The organism is Streptomyces gilvosporeus (assembly GCF_002082195.1).
GTDB lineage: Bacteria > Actinomycetota > Actinomycetes > Streptomycetales > Streptomycetaceae > Streptomyces > Streptomyces gilvosporeus.
Map to the genome: position 1 here is coordinate 334,573 of NZ_CP020569.1, position 17,543 is coordinate 352,115.

The window sequence follows — 17,543 nt, forward strand, 5'->3', positions numbered from 1 at the left end:
GCTTCGATGTGCGACAGTAGCAGCATGCTCGAACTCGCCATACTGGGATTCCTGGCCGAAGGGCCGCTGCACGGCTACCAACTGCGCCGCCGGATAGCGCACTTGACGGGCCATGCTCGGCCGGTCAGTGACGGCAGCCTCTACCCGGCGATCAACCGGCTGGTCGGCGCCGGGCTGTTGGACCGGCGCACCGAACCGGGCGCCTCGGCCGCCCAGCGGCATACCCTGAGCCTGACGGCCGCCGGCCGCTGCGAACTGCTGCGTCGTCTGCGGGATGCCGACGGCCTGGACATCAGCGACAGCACCCGGTACTTCACGGTCCTGGCTTTCCTCTCCCAGGTACCCGACGCCGCCGATCAGCACGCGGTGCTCCGCCGTCGGCTGGAATTTCTGGAGCAGCCCGCGAGCTTCTTCTACGACGGTGACCGCCCGCTGGGCGCCGATGACAATGACGACCCCTACCGCCGCGGCATGCTCACCATCGCCCGCGCCACCAGCCGCGCGGAACGGTCGTGGCTGCGGGAGGTCCTTGGCTGACGGGTCCGCGCCGGCAGGTCGCGCGCCCGGCTTCCCCCACCCGGATCCGAACAGCCTTGAGCAGTCGGGTCGTTGGCGGGCGCCTGGGCCGGGGGGGCCGACTCACGGGCACGGCGGTAGCCGCCTCGGGCCCGTGGGGTCCGGGTTACCGTCTCGTCCGGCCAATGCGGGACCCGCTCACCAACGGGCGGCCATGTCGGCAGAAATGTCCTGCTCCGTCCAGATGATCTTGCCGGTCATTGTGTAACGGGTGCCCCATCGCCGGGCGAGCTGCGCCACGATCAGCAGGCCCCGTCCTCCCTCGTCGGTGGTCCGGGCATGGCGCAGGCGCGGCGAAGTGCTGCTGGCGTCGGAGACCTCGCAGATCAGGCCACGGTCCCGGATCAGGCGCAGACTTACCGGTCCGGTCGCATGGCGGATGGCGTTGGTGACCAGCTCGCTGACGATGAGCTCCGTGGTGAACGCCAGATCGTCCATGCCCCACTCCGCCAGCTGCCGGCCGGCGAGGGTGCGGGCGTTCGCCACGGCCGCCGGGTCGCTGGGCAGGTTCCATGACACGACCCGGTCCGGAGCCAGGACGCGGGTCCGGGCGAGGAGCAGGGCCGCGTCGTCGGACGGCGGTCCCGTCAGTAGGGCGTCGACCGCGCCCAGGCCGATTTCCTCCAGTGTCGGCCTGGGCTCCATGAGGGCGTCGCCCAGTCGGGAGATCCCGACGTCGAGATCCCGGTCGAAGGTCTCGATGAGGCCGTCGGTGTAGAGCGCGATGAGGCTGCCTTCGGCCAGCTCCAGTTCCACGGACTCGAAGGGGAGGTATCCGAGGCCGAGTGGCGGTCCGGCGGGCAGGTCGAGAAGGTCGGCGGTGCCGTCGGGGCCGACGATCACGGGTGGGAGGTGACCGGCGCGGGCCAGCGTGAAGCGTCGGCTGACCGGGTCGTACACGGCGTAGAGACAGGTGGCCCCCATGAACGCGGCACCCGCGGCCTCGTCCTCGGCCTCCGCCGGCCCCATGAGGCCGATGACCAGGTCGTCCAGATGGGCCAGCAGTTCGTCCGGAGGGAGGTCCAGATCGGCGAGCGTGCGTACCGCGGTGCGCAGACGCCCCATGGTCGCCGCCGCGTTCATGCCGTGTCCGACGACGTCCCCGACGACCAGTGCAACCCGGGCTCCGGAGAGCGGAATCACGTCGAACCAGTCGCCGCCCACACCGCTGGGGGCATCCGCCGGGAGATACCACGACGCCACCTCCAGAGCGGACCCTCCCATGAGCTCCTGCGGCAGCAGGAAACTCTGCATGGAGCGGGCCGCTGTGCGCTCGCGGGTGAAGCGGCGCGCGTTGTCGACGCACACCGCCGCGCGGGAGACGAGTTCCTCGGCGAGACGCACGTCGTCGCCCTCGAAGGGGCCCTGACGCCCGGAGCGGGCGAACGTCGCCACGCCAAGGGTGACGCCGCGCGCCCGCACCGGAACCACCATCAGGGAGCGGAAGTCGAACTTGCGGATGGAGGCGCCCACTGACGGGTCTTCGGTCACCCAGGCGCTGGTGGAGCGGTCCAGGATCCGTTCCACGAGAGTCCTGCTTTCCAGCAGGCAGCGGGTCACGGGCGACGAGGGGCCACGCCGGACTGTTTCGCCCACGGCCAGACTCGCCTCCGGACAGCCCTCGCGCACCGAATGCTGCCCGGCTCGGCGGATGACGGGCGTCATGCCGACCGGTCCGGGGGTCGGCTCCTCGCCCCTCATGACCGAGTCCAGCAGGTCGACGGCGACGAACTCGGCGACGGACGGTACGGCCTCGTCGGCCAGTTCCTGCGCGGTCCGTGTCACTTCCAGTGTGCTGCCGATACGGGCACCGGCGTCGTTCAGCAGCGCCAGGCGTTCCTGGGCCCGCCAGCGCTCGGTGACGTCGATGATCATGTACCAGATGCCCACGTACCGGCCGTGGCGGTCCTTCATGGCGAAGAAGGAGGCGGAGAAGGCGCGCGTGCGGTCGGGATCGGTGTAGCTGGGGCCGCGGAACTCGTAGTCCAGCACCGGGTTCCCGGTCTCGAGAACCCTGTGCATCTGCTCCTCGAAGGCTTCCGCCTCGATCCTCGGCAGTACCTCACCCACCTGCCTTCCCAGTCGTTGTTCGAGGGGGATCAGGCGGTTCAGTGGCTCGTTCACCCAGACGTAGCGCAGATCGGTGTCCAGGACGGCCATGCCGACCGGTGCGTGGGTGAGGAACGGGGTGAGCATCAGCTGGCTCACCCCGCCTCCCGGCATCCGCCAGAAGGCCCGTTTCGGCGGCCGCCCGACGAACCTGCCGAAGACCAGTGCGGCGGCCGTGGCGACCAGCACGCCCGGGACCATTTCGTAGATGTCCGACGCGAGGGGCCCCAGCAGTGGACTGATCTTCTTCCAGAGAAGCACCGTGGTCGCACCCGACACGATCCCGGCCATGGCTCCTGCCCAGGTCATACGCGGCCAGTACAGCGAGAGGAGGATGACCGGCCCGAAGGCGGCGCCGAATCCCGCCCAGGCGTAGGCGACGATGCCCAGCAGTCCGTCGCCGTTGAGCGCGATCACGAAGGCGACGAGGATCACCGCGACGACGGCCCCGCGACCGACCCACACCAGCGCCCGGTCCGAGGCACGCCGGTTGAGGAACGCGCGGTAGAAGTCCTCCGTGAGCGCGACGGACGACACGAGCAGCTGGCTGTCCGCGGTCGACATGATCGCGGCCAGTACCGCGATCAGCATCACCCCGGCGATCCAGGGATTGAGCAGGATGCGGCTCAGGACGATGTACACCGTCTCGGGGTCGTGGAGCGGCGTACCGAGCCGCCCGATGCCCGCGAGGCCGACGAGTGTGGCGCCGAGGAGTACGACGATGACCCACCCCGTTCCGATGCGGCGGGCCGTGGGGATGGCACGGGTGCTGCGGATGCCCATGAAGCGGGCCAGGATGTGCGGCTGACCGAAATAGCCAAGACCCCAGGCGAGCAGCGAAATGATCGCGACGGCACCGAGCGGCCCGCCTGCCGTCCACTTCCCGTCGGCGTAGCTGACCTCTGCCCCCATGTCCAGCAGGCCCGGCGCCTTCTTGCCGAGGGCATCGTGCAGTTCCCGGAATCCTCCGAGGGCCCCGATAGCGGTCAGGGGGACCACGATCAGGGCGAGGAACATCAGCGTCGCCTGCATCACGTGCGTCAGGCTCACGGCGAGGAAGCCGCCCAGGCTCGAGTAGATGGCTATCACCAGGGCCGTCAGGGTCACCCCGAGCCCGAAACGGATGCCGAAGACATGCTCGAACAGCAGCCCTCCGGCCTCCAGACCGCTGGCGACGTAGACGGTGAAGAACACGAGGGTGACCGCCGCCGAGACCATCCTGAGCATTCGGGTGCGGTCCTCGAACCGCTCCTCCAGGTAGGCCGACAGGCTCACGGCGTTCTCGGCACGCTCGGTGTAGGTACGCAGCCTCGGCGCGACGAACCGCCAGTTGAGGTAGGTGCCGACCGCCAGGCCGACCGCGATCCAGCTAGCACCGATCCCGGCCGCGTACACCGCTCCGGGAAACGCGAGAAACAGCCAGCCGGACATGTCACTGGCCTCTGCGGACAGGGCGGCGACGAACGCGCTGAGCCTGCGGCCGCCGAGCGCGAAGTCGGCAAAGGTATGAGTGCGGGTGTACGCCCAGACACCCACTCCGATCATGACGACCGCATACACGAGGAACGTGGTCACGATCGGCGCACTCAAATCGAACATATTCTCCTCGCCCGCGAGGGTTCATGAGCACAGGGCGCGACCGTCGACGCGCCTGGGGCCTGGCTTGCCCTGGCGGGTAAATGTACCGATTTGGGGCGCCGGCTGGCGGCCGCCACCTCCGCGCCGGTGCCGAACGGCCGATACCTGTCACAGCCGCGCGCAGCGCCGCACAGGCATGCAGCTCTCCCGGCATCGGCGCAAGGAGCCGGCCGAACCGTGCCGCCTGAGCCCTCGCCCCAGCCGTCGTTGTCGCTCGCCAGCGTCTTATTTCCCCTTTGGCGCCGCGATCGTGAACGGCCGGGCACAGGCACGAGCACCACACGACTCATGTGATGCGCCGGAAATCCTGGACTCAAGGATCTTGCTGGTTGACGAGGACTGCGGGAACGATCTTGTTGAGGTGGTCGGCGGGAAATCTGGAGGATCTCGTGGGCTCGACGTTGATCCTGCGGGTGGTGAAGCTGGTGGAGGACACTCACGGCGCGGGGGTGGTACCGCTGCCGAGCCAGAACGCTTTCTACAAGCTCAGCGAGGCGCCTTTCACAAGGCACTCAGGTCACTGTCGTACGGGGGCTTCGTTTCGGGTGGGGTGGCCGTCCGATGTGGGGGCATGGCTGATGCGGGCGAGGGCGCCGGTTTCGAGCGCCGTCCACAGTGCGCCGTCCGGGCCGAGGGTGATGCCGTGCGGTTCGCTGCCGGGGGTCGGCAGGTCGTGTTCGGTGATCGTGCCGTCGGGGGTGATCGTCCCGACGCGGTTGCTGCCCCATTCGGTGAACCACACGGTGCCGTCGGCGTCGGTGGTGAGGGCGTGCGGCCGTGCTTCGCGGTCGGGGAGCGGAAATTCGGTGATGTCGCCGTCGGTCGTGATCCGGCCGATCTGACCGGCGGCGATCTCGACGAACCACAGCGCGCCGTCCTGGCCTGCGGTGATGCCGACCGGTGCCGCGGCCTCGGTTGGCAGGGGGTGGAGTCGTACCGTGCCTGCGGTGTCGATCCGCCCGATGGCGTTCGCCTGGTTCAGGGTGAACCACAGCGCGCCGTCGCCGCCCGCGGTGATCGCGGAGGGGAAAGCGCCGGTGACCGGCAGGGGGTACTCGGTGACCTGTCCGTCGGGGGTGATCCGGCCGATGCGGTCGGCCGCGGTCTCGGTGAACCACAGTGCGCCGTCGGGCCCTTGGGTGATGCCGAACGGGCCGCAGGCGGGCGTGGGCAGCGGGAACTCGTCGATTCGGCCGGTTGGCGTGATGCGGCCGATCCGGTGCGCCTGGTACTCGGTGAACCAGAGGGCGCCGTCGGGGCCGGGTGTGATGATCGTCGGCCCACAGTCCGCTGAAAGTGGGTAGTCGGTGTGTGCACCGGCCGGAGTGAGCCGACCGATCCGGCCGCTGTGGACCTGGGTGTACCACAGCGCGCCATCAGGGCCGGCCGTGACCGCGTACGGGCCGCTCTCGGGGCCGGTCACCTTGTGTTCTTCGATCGAAGGCTGAGGCAACGTGTCTTCTCCGTCGGTTTCTTGATCGGTTCTTGTGCGAAGGGGCTGAGCATACGGGCCTGGTTCTGCACAGGGTTACGGCCTCGAGGCCACGGACCGGGCCGGCTCCATCTTCCCGTGAAGGCGGTCCGACCGGAGCGACCACCTGTTTCTCCGGCCGGACTTCGTGTGCCGGGTGTGCTTTCTCGGCCTCGCCGCCCTGGTCGTTGGCTTGTCGGGGCTGTCGGGGCTGTCTCAGGTGATGTTGAGGTTGTCGGCCACGGTGGAGGTCGGCGTGTGGAGGACGGCGTCGAACGCTTCGAGGACGGGGGTGTGCAGGTAGGCGCTTTGTATGCGGATGCGGTCGGGGCCCGGGGCAGGGTCGGCGTTGTCCGGGGTCTTTCGGCGTGCCCGGTGCAGATCGGCGATGCTGAGCCCGAGTTCGGCATCGGCGAAGGCGGCTTCGATGCTTCCCGGCTCGGGCGGTTCCAGCGCGGTGGCGTCGATGGTGAAGCCGAAGCGTGTGTTCTCGTCGCGGGGCATGTCCGCGGTGTGTCCGGTGGTGCTGGTCAGGCCGAGAGCGACGTAGTCGTCGCCGAGTGCGCGGTGCAGGTGCTGTCCCATGGGGAGCCCGGTGAGATGGCCGTTGAAGGAGACCGGTGTTTTCTGGATGTGGGCGTTGTGGGCCGCCAGCACGACGCGGGTCCCGGGTTCGAAGCGCTCCAGGTGCCACAGGAGCGACTGTGCCATGTAGGCGTCCCGGGCCGAGGTGTCGGCGGTCAGCCCTTCGCCGGCGAAGAGGTCGGCCATGGCACGGAAGGTGTAGTCGGCGTGGCAGGCGCCTTCCAGTCGACGTACGGCGATGTCGTAGCGGTGCTGGTCGCTGCGGGAGACGTAGAGCGGTTCGAGGGAGCGGAACCGGATGAGCAGCCGTGTCAGGGTCGCGCTGAGGGCGTCTTGTTCGGCGGTGGCCAGGCGTGCCCACGCGGGCGCGGCGACGGCCCCGGAGCCACCGGCGAACGATTCGGCGATCCGCATCGCCGTCTGCACCGTCGGCAGGGTCTCGGGATCGATGTCGTGCAGGTAGTCGGCGACGGGGGCCAAGGCGGGGAGCAAGGACCCGCCGGCCGCTGGGATGTCGATGCCGGCGAAACGCACCGGTGGTGCGGCGGTGCGGTTGTGCCGGCGCATCCAACGCAACGGCTCTTCGAGCCCCACGGGGATCGCAGCGGCGAGGTGGGCCGACAGGTCGTCGTCCGTTCCCTCGCCCTGGGCCCAGGCGTCGAGGTGGAAACCTTCGCTGAAGCCGTATTCGAAGGCCAGGACGGTGAAGCCGCAGCGTTCGACCAGGAACCGCAGGATGCGCTCACGCATGAGGGCGAACTCGTCGATGAAGTGGGAACTTTCGCCGATCGCGACGACGCAGGCGTCGCCGATGAGGGCACGCAGCGGCTCCAGGTCATCGAGCGGCGCCTCGGGGTCGAGGTGGGTGAGGGCGGCGGCGTGGGTGCGAAGCCAGTCGGCGAAGGGTTTGTGGTGCGACGAAACAGACATGCTGGCGGCTCGATTCCGAAGTACGGGAAATCTGTAACGGGAGTCATACGGCTGTCAGCACCTCGGCGACGCCCGTTCCTTCGATCACGCCCTGGTTGCGCTTTCGGATCGTGACCCGGTCAGCTTGGGCCCCTCGGCGTGCTCGTCGTACACGCTCTCGTCGAGCTCATAGATCTCGAACGTGGCCTTGACGGCGCGCTCTACCTGCTGGTCGGTCATGGTGGCTCGATTCTGACGCGTGGGAACGGTGAAGTGCGGGAGAGCTAGTGGGTCACCGAAGCGGGGCCGCCGCGTTCTCCAGGTCGTCGATGCTGCCGGACATGATCGTGCGGAGGTGCTCGGTGAGGTGCTCAAGCGGCCAGTCCCACCAGGCCACGGCCAGGAGGCGGTTGATGTCGGCATCGCTGTAGCGGCGGCGGATGAGACGGGCGGGGTTGCCGCCGACGATGCCGTAGTCGGGAACGTCGTCGACGACGACGGACCCGGAAGCAATGATCGCTCCGTGACCGATGCGGACACCGGGCATCACCATGGCCCGGTAACCGAACCAGACGTCATGGCCCACCACGGTGTCACCCCGCCCGGCCAGGCCGGTGATGAGGTCGAAGTGCTCGGCCCAGGAACCGCCCATGATCGGGAACGGGAACGTCGACGGGCCGTCCATACGGTGGTTGGCGCCATTCATGAGGAACCGCACGCCCTCGCCCAACGCGCAGAACTTCCCGATGACCAGCTTCTCCGGCCCGTAGTGATACAGCACATTGCGGGTCTCAAAGGCCGTCGGATCCTCGGGATCGTCGTAGTAGGAGAACTCTCCGACTTCGATGAGCGGCGAGGTGATCAGCGGCTTCAGCAGCGCCACGCGCGGCTGCTCGGGCAGGGGATGGACCACGGTCGGGTCGGCGGGAACAGCGGGAACAGGCGGCATCAGGCACTGCTTCCTCTCTGAAGGAATGTCTGCCACTAGTGCGACAGGTGCTGCTTTAAGATGCTGCCATAATGGCGACCCCCAGAGCAAAGGACTAACCAGAGATGGCTCCCCCAGATCCAGAGCCAAAGCCAACGCCAAAGCCGGAGCCGGAAGAGACCACACCACCGCCGACCCGCCGCCGCCCCGGGGGCCGCACCGCCCGCATTCGTACGCAGGTACTCGATGCGGTCCTCGCGGAACTCGGCGAACACGGTTTTGACGGGCTCACCACGGACGCCGTCGCCGCTCGCGCCGGCGTGCACCGCACCACGGTGTACCGGCGCTGGGGGGACGTCGGCGGTCTGCTCGCCGACGTTCTCGACGCGGCGAGCGACGACGACTGGCAGCCACCGGACACCGGCTCATTGGAAGGCGACCTGACAGCGCTGAACGACGAGATCCAGTCAGCCCTGACAGCACAGCCACCGATCGTGACCGCACTGATCGCCGCCTCGTTCCGCTCCGAGAAAGCCGCCCACGCCCAACAGCGGCTCTGGGAGGACCGCTATGCCCGCTGCGAGATCGTCGTCAACCGGGCGGTCCGGCGCGGCGAGCTCCCACCGCACACCGACGCGCGGCGTTTGCTCATCGCCGCCACTGCGCCGCTGTACCACCATCTGGTGCTCCTCCGCACACCACCCGACCCACAACTGCCCGCCGATGCCGCCAGAACCGCCGCCCTCGCCGCAGCCGCCGGGGCTTTCGCCGAGCCCCGGTCAGCGGGCGGCAGTTGAGGGGACCTCCGAGTGCGCCCCGTCAGCGGCCCCGACTGGCGTTGAGCCGGGCGGCCTGGCGGGTCAGGTAGTCGCGCTCGGCGAGGTTGGGTGCCTGGTGGGCCGCCTCGGCGTACAGCCGGGCCGCCGTCGTCAGGTCGCCGTCGCGTTCGTGGAGGTAGGCGGCCACCGCGGCGTGGCGGGGCAGGGAGTCGTCCAGCGCGGCGAGCGCCGCCAGTCCGGCGCGCGGTCCGTCGGCCTCGCCGACGGCCACCGCGCGGTTGAGGCGGACGATGGGGCTGTCGGTCAGGCGTGTGAGCTCGTCGTACCACTGGACGATCTGCACCCAGTCCGTCTCCTCGGCGGTGGGCGCGTCCGCGTGAAGTGCCGCGATGGCGGCCTGGGCCTGGAACTCGCCCAGCCGGTCGCGGGCGAGGGCCGCCTGGAGGAGCGCGATGCCTTCGGCGATCGCTGCGGTGTCCCAGCGGCTGCGGTCCTGCTCGGCGAGCGGTACGAGGCTGCCGTCCGGTGCGGTCCGGGTGGCGCGCCGGGCGTGGTGGAGCAGCATGAGGGCGAGCAGCCCGGCCACCTCGGGGTGGTCGATGGCGGCCGCGAGCTGCCGGGTGAGCCGGATGGCCTCGGCGGCGAGGTCGACGTCGCCGGAGTAGCCCTCGTTGAAGACCAGGTAGAGGACGCGCAGCACGGTGGCGACGTCGCCGGGCTGGTCGAAGCGGACGCGGGAGACGGTGCGTTTGGCCCGGCTGATGCGCTGCGCCATGGTCGCCTCGGGCACCAGGTAGGCCTGGGCGATCTGGCGGGTGGTGAGCCCGCCGACGGCGCGCAGCGTGAGCGCGACCGCGGACGACGGCGTCAGCGACGGGTGGGCGCACAGGAAGTAGAGCTGGAGGGTGTCGTCGGCGGTGGGGGTGGGGCCGGGCGGCGGTTCCTCGTCGACGCGGTCCTCACGTCGGCGGCGGGCGGCATCCGCCCGGGCCTGGTCGAGGAACTTGCGCCAGGCCACGGTGACCAGCCAGCCCTTCGCATCCCGCGGAGGGTCGGCCGGCCAGACGCGGACCGCCTCGATGAGCGCGTCCTGCACGGCGTCCTCGGCCGCCGCGAAGTCTGCTCCGCGGCGGACGAGGACGGCGAGCACGCGCGGTGTGAGGCTCCGCAGCAGGGCCTCGTCCATCTGAGGCACCTGAGGTATCTCAGTCACCGTGAGGGCACCCGGTGATGGTGGGCGGCGCGGCCAGGAACGGGCGCACCTCGAGCCATTCGTGGATCGGCTTCCCGCCCGCGCCCGGGGCGGCCGACAGCTCCCCGGCCAGCTCGACGGCGCGCTCGTAGCTGTCGACGTCGATCACCATCCAGCCGGCGATGAGGTCCTTGGTCTCGGCGAACGGGCCGTCGGTGACCGGCGGGCGCCCCTCGCCGTCGTACCGGACCCACGCCCCCTCGGGGGCGAGCGCCTGACCGTCGACGAACTCTCCGGTCTTCTCCAGCCTCGCCGCGAAGTCCTGCATGTACTGCACGTGCGCCGAGACCTCCTCCGGTGCCCACTGGTCCATGGGCACGTCGTTCACCGGAGCCGGAGCGCCGCGGTAGTGCTTGAGCAGCAGGTACTTGGCCATCGTGTTTCTCCTCGGTGCGGGTGCGCCCCATTGTGGTCGCGTTCACCTCGGGGACGGAGCCGGTCACGGGTTCTCGACATCCCCGTCCGAAATTTTTTTGGCTCGTGCCCCGAGGATGTCCCGGTCGGCCGACGAGTGGCCAACCGGGACAGCGGCCTCAGGCGAGGTCGAACCGATCGAGGTTCATCACCTTGTCCCACGCCGCCACGAAGTCGCGTACGAACTTCTCTCCCGCGTCCGCGGATGCATAGACCTCGGAGACGGCCCGCAGCTGGGAGTGCGAGCCGAAAATGAGGTCGACGGCGGTGGCGGTCCACTTGGCCTCGCCCGTAGCGCGATCCCGGCCTTCGAATACGTTCTCGGCCGACTCGGACGCCTTCCACTCCGTGCCCATGTCGAGCAGGTTGATGAAGAAGTCGTTGGTCAAGGTCTCCGGCCGCTGGGTGAAGACGCCGTGTGAGGATCGCTTGAAGCCGGTGTTCAGGGCCCGCATGCCGCCGATCAGAACGGTCATCTCGGGAGCGGTCAGCGTCAACAGGCTGGCACGGTCCAGCAGGAGCGTCTCCGGCGACAGCTTCTCCCCCGCCCGGAGGTAGTTGCGGAACCCGTCCGCCCGGGGTTCGAGCACGGCGAACGACTCCACGTCGGTCTGTTCCTGCGAGGCGTCCGTGCGCCCCGGTGCGAACGGGACGGTGATGGCGTGCCCGGCGTTCTTCGCGGCTTGTTCGACGGCCGCGCACCCGCCCAGGACGATCAGGTCGGCGAGGGACACCTTCTTGCCGTTGGTCTGCGCGCCGTTGAAGTCCTGCTGGAGCCGTTCCAGGGTCCGCAGCGTCTCGGCCACCTCGGGCAGGTCGTTGCTCTCCCAGTCCTTTTGCGGCGCGAGCCGGATCCGCGCCCCGTTGGCCCCGCCACGCTTGTCGGTGCCGCGGAAGCTCGCCGCCGACGCCCACGCGGTGGTGACCAGCTGGGAGACGGACATCCCCGAGGCGAGGATCCTGCTCTTGAGGGCGACGATGTCGTCGTCCCCGACCAGCGCGTGATCGACCTCGGGGACGGGGTCCTGCCACAGCTGCGGCTCTGGCACCCACGGGCCGAGGTAACGCGAGGCCGGTCCCATGTCGCGGTGCAGCAGCTTGTACCACGCCTTGGCGAACGCCACCGCGAGCTTCTCCGGGTTCTCGTGGTAGCTCTTCGCGATCGGCCCGTAGACCGGATCCAGCTTCAGCGCGAGGTCCGTGGTCAGCATCATGGGAGCGTGCGTCTTCGACGGGTCGTGCGCGTCGGGCACCAGGCTCTTGGCCGACGGATCCGTGGGAGTCCACTGCTTCGCACCGGCGGGGCTCGTCGTCAGCTCCCACTCGTACCTGAACAGGTTGTCCAGGTAGCCGTGGTCCCACTTCGTCGGCTCGGCGGTCCATGCGCCCTCAAGCCCGCTGGTGAGCGCGTCGGCGCCCTTGCCGCTGCCGCAGGTGTTGCGCCAGCCGAGGCCCTGCTGCTCGAGGGGGGCGGCCTCGGGTTCCGGGCCGATGTACGAGGGGTCGACTGCACCATGGCACTTGCCGAACGTGTGGCCGCCGACGATGAGCGCAACCGTCTCCTCGTCGTTCATCGCCATACGCCCGAAAGTCTCGCGGATATCCCTGGCGGCGGCCATCGGGTCCGGGTTGCCGTTGGGCCCCTCCGGATTGACGTAGATCAGTCCCATCTGCACGGCGCCGAACGGCCCGGTGAGTTCCCGGTCGCCGGTGTAGCGCTCGTCTCCGAGCCAGGTGTCCTCGGGCCCCCAGAAGATTTCCTCGGGTTCCCAGATGTCCTCCCGACCGAAGCCGAACCCGAACGTCTTGAGCCCCATCGATTCGATGGCACAGTTGCCGGCGAAGACCAGCAGGTCGGCCCAGGAGATCTTCCGGCCGTACTTCTGCTTGACCGGCCAGAGCAGCCGGCGCGCCTTGTCCAGGCTCGCGTTGTCCGGCCAGCTGTTGAGGGGGGCGAAGCGCTGGGCGCCGGCGCCGCCACCGCCCCGGCCGTCGGCGATGCGGTACGTACCCGCGGCATGCCAGCTCATCCGGATGAAGAGCGGCCCGTAGTGGCCGTAGTCGGCAGGCCACCAGTCCTGCGACGTCGTCATCACCTCGAAGACGTCCCGCTTCAGCGCATCGACGTCGAGGGTCGCGAACTCTTCTGCGTAGCTGAAGCCCTCGTCCATCGGATTGGACCGGGACGAGTGCTGGTGGAGAAGCTGAAGGTCCAGCTGATTCGGCCACCAGTCCCGGTTCGTCCTGGGCTGAGTTGGCGTGGGAGCCGGGGAGGAGATCACTGGGTTCTCGCTTTCGCTGCCGGACACGTCCGACCTTCTTCCTGTCTCGGTGTTCCTTCTGGTGGCTGCTCGATGCGTGCTGCTTGGTGCTCGCTGCTTGCTCTTGACATTGGGGTGCCTTGGCTGGTGTCGGCGTCCGTATGGTCGCGCACCGCAGACCGCACCGCCACGAGAACACGCAGGGCACCCCCGCGTAAGAAGGCTCGAAGCCGCACGACGGCGGGGACGCCCTCGGCGGCATCATGTGGCGGCGAGGGGGATCCGCGTGCTCATGCGGCGGCCGGGACAGGGCGGGCCGGGGCTCGTTCGCGCAGAGGCCCGCGTGCCGGATCCGGGTCGGTCTACGGCCGGGCGGGGTCCTCGGAGGCTGTGACCTCGGCGGATTTCGCGCGGCCCACGGCCACCCGCAGGGTCAACGAAGCCACGACTCCCGCCACCAGACCGCAGGTCAGCGCGGCCGGGACGCCGTCACCGATGTCGGCGGACAGATACAGCAGCCCCCAGCGTGGGCCCGATCCCGCCCCGTCCAGCGCCATCCGCAGCAGCTGGCTCGCCAGCAGCCCGAGGACGGTCGCGCACACTGCGCCGGTCGCCATCGCCGGGACGGTGGCTCGGGTGAGCAGTCCGGGCAGCCGACGCAGTGCGCACCACACCACGGCGAGCAGCAGCACGTCGGCGGTGCGATACAGCAGCCAGTCGCCGAGCGGCGTACCCCCCGGGGTGGTCCAGCCGCCGAGCAGCAGCCACTGGCGCAGGAGGTCGCCGGGTTCGGCGAGCAGCCCGCTGTCCGGTGAGACCGTCTGGAGGGCGGCGGCGACCGGCTGGTACGAGAGGACCACCAGGGACAGGGCGATCACCGCGGTCCCGGCGGTGGCGGCGAGGCGCGCTGCGCGCGCCGGGACGGCCTCCCGCGGCAGCGGCCCGGCCCCCTTGGCCGCGACCCGCGCGACGAGAACCGTTACCGCCGCCGCGACCAGCGCGGTCGCCACCAGCACTTGCCGCCCGGACGAGATCATGCCCGCCAGCTGCGGCAGGAAGCGATAACTGCCGTGCCCCTGGGCGGCGAGCAGCCACGGCGCGGAGACGGCCACTGCCAGGGTCCCGGCAACCAGGCCCCAGGCCCACACCGCGAGCAGTGCGGCCGGCATCCGGCCGTGCACCGGCGGCAGCCTGCGGACCAGCAGCAGCGCCCCGAGCACGAAGAAGACGAAGACCGCGCCGAACCGAACCTGGAGCGCGGTGGCGTACAGCGCGAGGTAGGGGGTGCCGTCACTCGATGCCGTGCCCCCGATCCCACCGGGCGGCTCGGCGCCGTACTGCCCCGAGGCCGGAGGGGCGTACGACCAGGGGGTGAGCCAGTGCTCCAACTGGGCGGCGGCCTGACCGTCGATCACGTTGGCGCTGCCCGGCAGGTGTAGTGCGGGCGCACTGGCCCCCGCCCACCACAGAAGGGCCGTGAGCAGCAGCCCTCCGACCAGTGCGGGTATCGCTGCGCGCCCGTATCTCATCCGCTTCCCCCGTCTTGGTCGCAGATCCCCTGAATCCCCGGGAATCCCCCGGCCAGGGATGTTACGGGACGTTGATCACATACGGATCACGGCCGCACGGCGGCTCGCCACGCGACCCGAACACCCTTTTGCCGGATATGAATGCGATAATACTTATGAATACGCACATACGCGTATTGCCGCCCCTCGGGGGTCTGTTGCTACTTTCTTCCTGACGGCGAACCGCCTTGCGGTGGACGGAAGTTACGTCCACCGCCGGCCTTTTGTCGTCGAACTCCCACCGAAGAGAAATCACCGAGTAATCGAAGAGGAGATGTCATGAAGAAGGCATACGAGGCCCCCACCCTGGTGCGGCGCGGAGACTTCCGGACCGAGACCGGGCTGCTTCAGTTCCACGGTAACGACCAGCTCATCCTCAGCAAGAACTGAGGCCGGGTAGCTGATCCGAGCCCATGCCTGAATCGCATGATCTTGGGGGCGCGGGCCTCGGCGGAGCGTACTTCGCAGTCCTTCCGGACTGCGCGGACGCACCCGGCGTAGCCCGCCGCCTTCCCCACTCACGAACCCTGGACCACCCGTCCGGCCGCCCATGGCTCACCGGCAGCTGGACCGACGCGGAGTGTGTCACCGCCGCCACCCGACGGGTCGCGCTCGCCGTCGTGGGCAGCAGCGGCCTCACCTCCGAACAACTCCTACGCCATGCGGAACGTTTGACGGACCTCGCCGCGCTCGACGGCCTCGCCCGCACGCTGCCCGGCAGCTTCCATCTCGTGGGCTCGCTGGACGGCCAGGTACGCATCCAGGGCCCGGCCTCGGGCCTGCGGCTGGTCTTCCATGCCGATGTCGACGGTGTTCGGGTCGCCGCGAGCAGCGCCGACCTGCTGGCCCGCGCCCTCGGCACCGAACCCGACCCCCGTGAACTGGCCGTCCGGCTGCTGTGGCCGGTCCCCCATCCCCTCTACGAGAACGCGCTGTTCCGCGGCGTGACCGCCGTCCGCCCGGGCGAGGCCCTCGTCGTCTCCCGCGACGGGCGCAGCGCACGGACCTCCCGCTGGTGGCGGCCGCCCGAGCCGGTACGGACCCTGGCCGAAGGCGCGCCGGTAGTGCGGCAGGCCCTGACCGAAGCGGTGAACCTCCGTACCCGGGGGAACGCCGTGGTCAGTTGCGACCTCTCCGGCGGTCTGGACTCGACTTCGGTCTGCTTCCTGGCCGACCGCTCCCCCGCCCGGGTGCTCGCCTCCACCTGGCCGAGCCGCGACCCCGCCCACGACGACCTGGAATGGGCCAAGCGGGCCATCGGTCATCTGCCCGACGTCGAGCACGTGGTGTGGGACAGCCAACAATGCCCGCTGGTCTACGCCGACCTGCTGGACATCGACGACCCCATGGACGAGCCGACCATCGGCGTCATGGACCGGTCCCGGGCCCTGCACCACCTGCCCGCCCTGCGGGAACGCGGCAGTCAACTGCATCTGACCGGCATCGGCGGCGACCATATCGCCTGGTGTTCCGAGGCCTACTACCACCGGCTGTTGCGCCGGCGTCCGCTGCGCGCCGCCCGCCAACTGCGCGGCTTCAAAGCCCTGTTCAACTGGCCGTTCGGCGATATGGTCCGCGCGCTGGCCGACAGCCGCCCCTACGGCAGCTGGCTCGCCGACGCCGCCGCGCATCTGCACGCTCCGTCCCCGCCCGGCGTCACCGGCATGCTCGGCTGGTCGGCGCCGCCGCGCCTGTTCGACTGGGTCACCCCCGAGGCCACCCGCACGGTCCGCGAGGCCCTCACCGAAGCGGCGGTCACCGCCCGGCCGCTCCACCGCGACCGGGGCATGCACACCGACCTGGAGGCCATCCGTTCCTGCACCCGCATCATCCGCCTGTGGGACGGCATGGCCGCCCGCACGGGTCTGCCCATGGCCACGCCGTTCTTCGACGACCGGGTCATCGAAGCCGCCCTCGCCGTCAGGCCCGAGGAACGGGTCACCCCGTGGGCGTACAAACCCCTGCTCACCACCGCGATGCGCGGCATCGTGCCCGACGAATGCCTCAGCCGCACCAACAAGGCCCAGGCATCGATGGACGCCTCCAACGGACTGCGGCAGTCCCGCGGCGATCTGCTGGCTCTGTGGGACGACTCCCGTCTGGCCCGGATGGGGCTGGTCGACCGCGAGGCGCTGCGGGCCCTGGCCCTGCGCCCCGCCTCCCCCGGCCTGCGGGACGCGATCCTCTACTCCACCATCGCCTGCGAGGTGTGGCTGCGAAGCCTCGACCGCCGCGCGGGGAGCGGCAGCAGCACCGCCATGACGTAGGCACGTCACCACGTAGGCACTTCACCCCGTAAGCACGTCACCACGCAAGGAGGAGGGGCTGATGGCACTGCGACTCGGCGCCCACATCACGACCGCCGACACCGAATACGGAACCGTTCTGCTGGACCAGCGCAGCGGGGAATACTGGGAGCTCAACCCCACCGGCACCCTGATCCTCCGCACCCTGCTCGACGGCGGCGACGAACAGGACGCCACCGAGGCGCTCATCGCGGAATTCGACATCGACCGCTCCCGGGGCTCGCAGGACGTCGCCGCGCTGCTCACCCAACTGCGGTCCTGCGGGCTGGTCTCGTGAGCACTCCCAGCGCGCTGGTGCGGCCCAGCGGTGTTCCGCTGACGCACCGTCTCGCCGCCCGCGCCGTCCTGCCGGCGGCACGTCTGCTCTCCCGGCTGCCGCCGCAGCGCATCCGGTCCGCGCTGGCCCTCGTCCGCCGGGGCGCGGCCGCCGCCACACCACAGCAGGCGCAGGCCGCCCGCGACGCGATGTGTGCGGTGAGCCTGATGTGCGCCGGACCGCAAGGCTGCCTGCCGCGCTCGCTGGGCACCGCACTGCTGTGCCGCCTGTGGGGGGTCTGGCCCACGTGGTGCACCGGGGTCCGTGTGGTGCCCCCGTTCGCCGCGCACGCCTGGGTGGAGGTCGACGGACGGCTGGTGGGCGAGGCCGCACCCGACGACTACTTCACCCGGCTTCTCGTCGTCGCCCCCGCACGCCGGGACGCATCGTGAGCGGGCAGCTCACCACGGACGCCGCACCACGGCCGGACG

15 protein-coding genes are annotated in these 17,543 nt (G+C 70.0%); 6 read left to right on the top strand and 9 right to left on the bottom strand.

Annotated features, from left to right (window positions below):
* The first annotated feature begins 24 nt into the window (after positions 1–24).
* Positions 25–537 carry a PadR family transcriptional regulator gene (locus B1H19_RS01730; protein WP_083102498.1) on the top strand — a complete coding sequence of 171 codons (513 nt, stop codon included), beginning with the start codon at positions 25–27 and terminating at the stop codon, positions 535–537.
* Positions 538–714: 177 nt separating this feature from the next.
* Here the strand turns inward: B1H19_RS01730 and putP are convergent, their stop codons facing one another.
* The 5 genes from putP to B1H19_RS01750 form a co-directional block, all read right to left on the bottom strand.
* A complete protein-coding gene (gene putP, locus B1H19_RS01735) occupies positions 715–4,284 on the bottom strand; it encodes a sodium/proline symporter PutP (protein WP_083102499.1) in 3,570 nt (1,189 codons plus the stop codon).
* Positions 4,285–4,840: 556 nt separating this feature from the next.
* Positions 4,841–5,776 carry a Vgb family protein gene (locus B1H19_RS01740; protein WP_083102500.1) on the bottom strand — a complete coding sequence of 312 codons (936 nt, stop codon included), beginning with the start codon at positions 5,774–5,776 and terminating at the stop codon, positions 4,841–4,843.
* 234 nt (positions 5,777–6,010) lie between these two features.
* Complete coding sequence (locus B1H19_RS01745; RefSeq protein ID WP_083102501.1) at positions 6,011–7,309, bottom strand: erythromycin esterase family protein; 1,299 nt, start codon at positions 7,307–7,309, stop codon at positions 6,011–6,013.
* A gap of 84 nt (positions 7,310–7,393) precedes the next feature.
* Positions 7,394–7,528: a hypothetical protein gene (locus B1H19_RS40280; protein WP_257789424.1), complete on the bottom strand. Its 135-nt coding sequence runs from the start codon at positions 7,526–7,528 to the stop codon at positions 7,394–7,396.
* A 52-nt stretch (positions 7,529–7,580) separates the two neighbouring features.
* Complete coding sequence (locus tag B1H19_RS01750) at positions 7,581–8,237, bottom strand: CatB-related O-acetyltransferase (RefSeq protein WP_083102502.1); 657 nt, start codon at positions 8,235–8,237, stop codon at positions 7,581–7,583.
* Between the two features lie 104 nt (positions 8,238–8,341).
* On the opposite strand from B1H19_RS01750, the gene B1H19_RS01755 reads away from it, so the two are divergent.
* Complete coding sequence (locus B1H19_RS01755) at positions 8,342–9,013, top strand: TetR/AcrR family transcriptional regulator (protein ID WP_083102503.1); 672 nt, start codon at positions 8,342–8,344, stop codon at positions 9,011–9,013.
* Between the two features lie 22 nt (positions 9,014–9,035).
* Here the strand turns inward: B1H19_RS01755 and B1H19_RS01760 are convergent, their stop codons facing one another.
* The 4 genes from B1H19_RS01760 to B1H19_RS01775 all read right to left on the bottom strand — a co-directional run bounded on the left by B1H19_RS01760 (position 9,036) and on the right by B1H19_RS01775 (position 14,451).
* On the bottom strand, positions 9,036–10,181 hold the full coding sequence (locus B1H19_RS01760; protein ID WP_083102504.1) for an RNA polymerase sigma factor: 1,146 nt from the start codon (positions 10,179–10,181) through the stop codon (positions 9,036–9,038).
* A 19-nt stretch (positions 10,182–10,200) separates the two neighbouring features.
* Positions 10,201–10,623 (bottom strand): YciI family protein, encoded by a 423-nt coding sequence (locus B1H19_RS01765; protein WP_083102505.1) that lies wholly within the window; start codon positions 10,621–10,623, stop codon positions 10,201–10,203.
* Positions 10,624–10,780: 157 nt separating this feature from the next.
* Positions 10,781–12,970 (bottom strand): catalase/peroxidase HPI, encoded by a 2,190-nt coding sequence (katG, locus tag B1H19_RS01770; protein ID WP_083102506.1) that lies wholly within the window; start codon positions 12,968–12,970, stop codon positions 10,781–10,783.
* 314 nt (positions 12,971–13,284) lie between these two features.
* Positions 13,285–14,451 (bottom strand): hypothetical protein, encoded by a 1,167-nt coding sequence (locus tag B1H19_RS01775; protein ID WP_083102507.1) that lies wholly within the window; start codon positions 14,449–14,451, stop codon positions 13,285–13,287.
* 318 nt (positions 14,452–14,769) lie between these two features.
* Here B1H19_RS01775 and B1H19_RS37695 point away from each other — a divergent pair, with 318 nt between their 5' ends.
* The 4 genes from B1H19_RS37695 to B1H19_RS01790 all read left to right on the top strand — a co-directional run bounded on the left by B1H19_RS37695 (position 14,770) and on the right by B1H19_RS01790 (position 17,504).
* Positions 14,770–14,880: a keywimysin-related RiPP gene (locus B1H19_RS37695; protein ID WP_107425838.1), complete on the top strand. Its 111-nt coding sequence runs from the start codon at positions 14,770–14,772 to the stop codon at positions 14,878–14,880.
* 23 nt (positions 14,881–14,903) lie between these two features.
* Positions 14,904–16,757: a lasso peptide isopeptide bond-forming cyclase gene (locus B1H19_RS01780; RefSeq protein ID WP_083102508.1), complete on the top strand. Its 1,854-nt coding sequence runs from the start codon at positions 14,904–14,906 to the stop codon at positions 16,755–16,757.
* Between the two features lie 61 nt (positions 16,758–16,818).
* Positions 16,819–17,073 (top strand): lasso peptide biosynthesis PqqD family chaperone, encoded by a 255-nt coding sequence (locus B1H19_RS01785; protein WP_083102509.1) that lies wholly within the window; start codon positions 16,819–16,821, stop codon positions 17,071–17,073.
* The gene (locus tag B1H19_RS01790; protein WP_083102510.1) at positions 17,070–17,504 is read left to right on the top strand and encodes a lasso peptide biosynthesis B2 protein; all 435 of its coding nucleotides are present in this window, start codon (positions 17,070–17,072) and stop codon (positions 17,502–17,504) included. The genes B1H19_RS01785 and B1H19_RS01790 overlap by 4 nt, the downstream gene beginning before the upstream one ends.
* Positions 17,505–17,543: the final 39 nt, after the last annotated feature.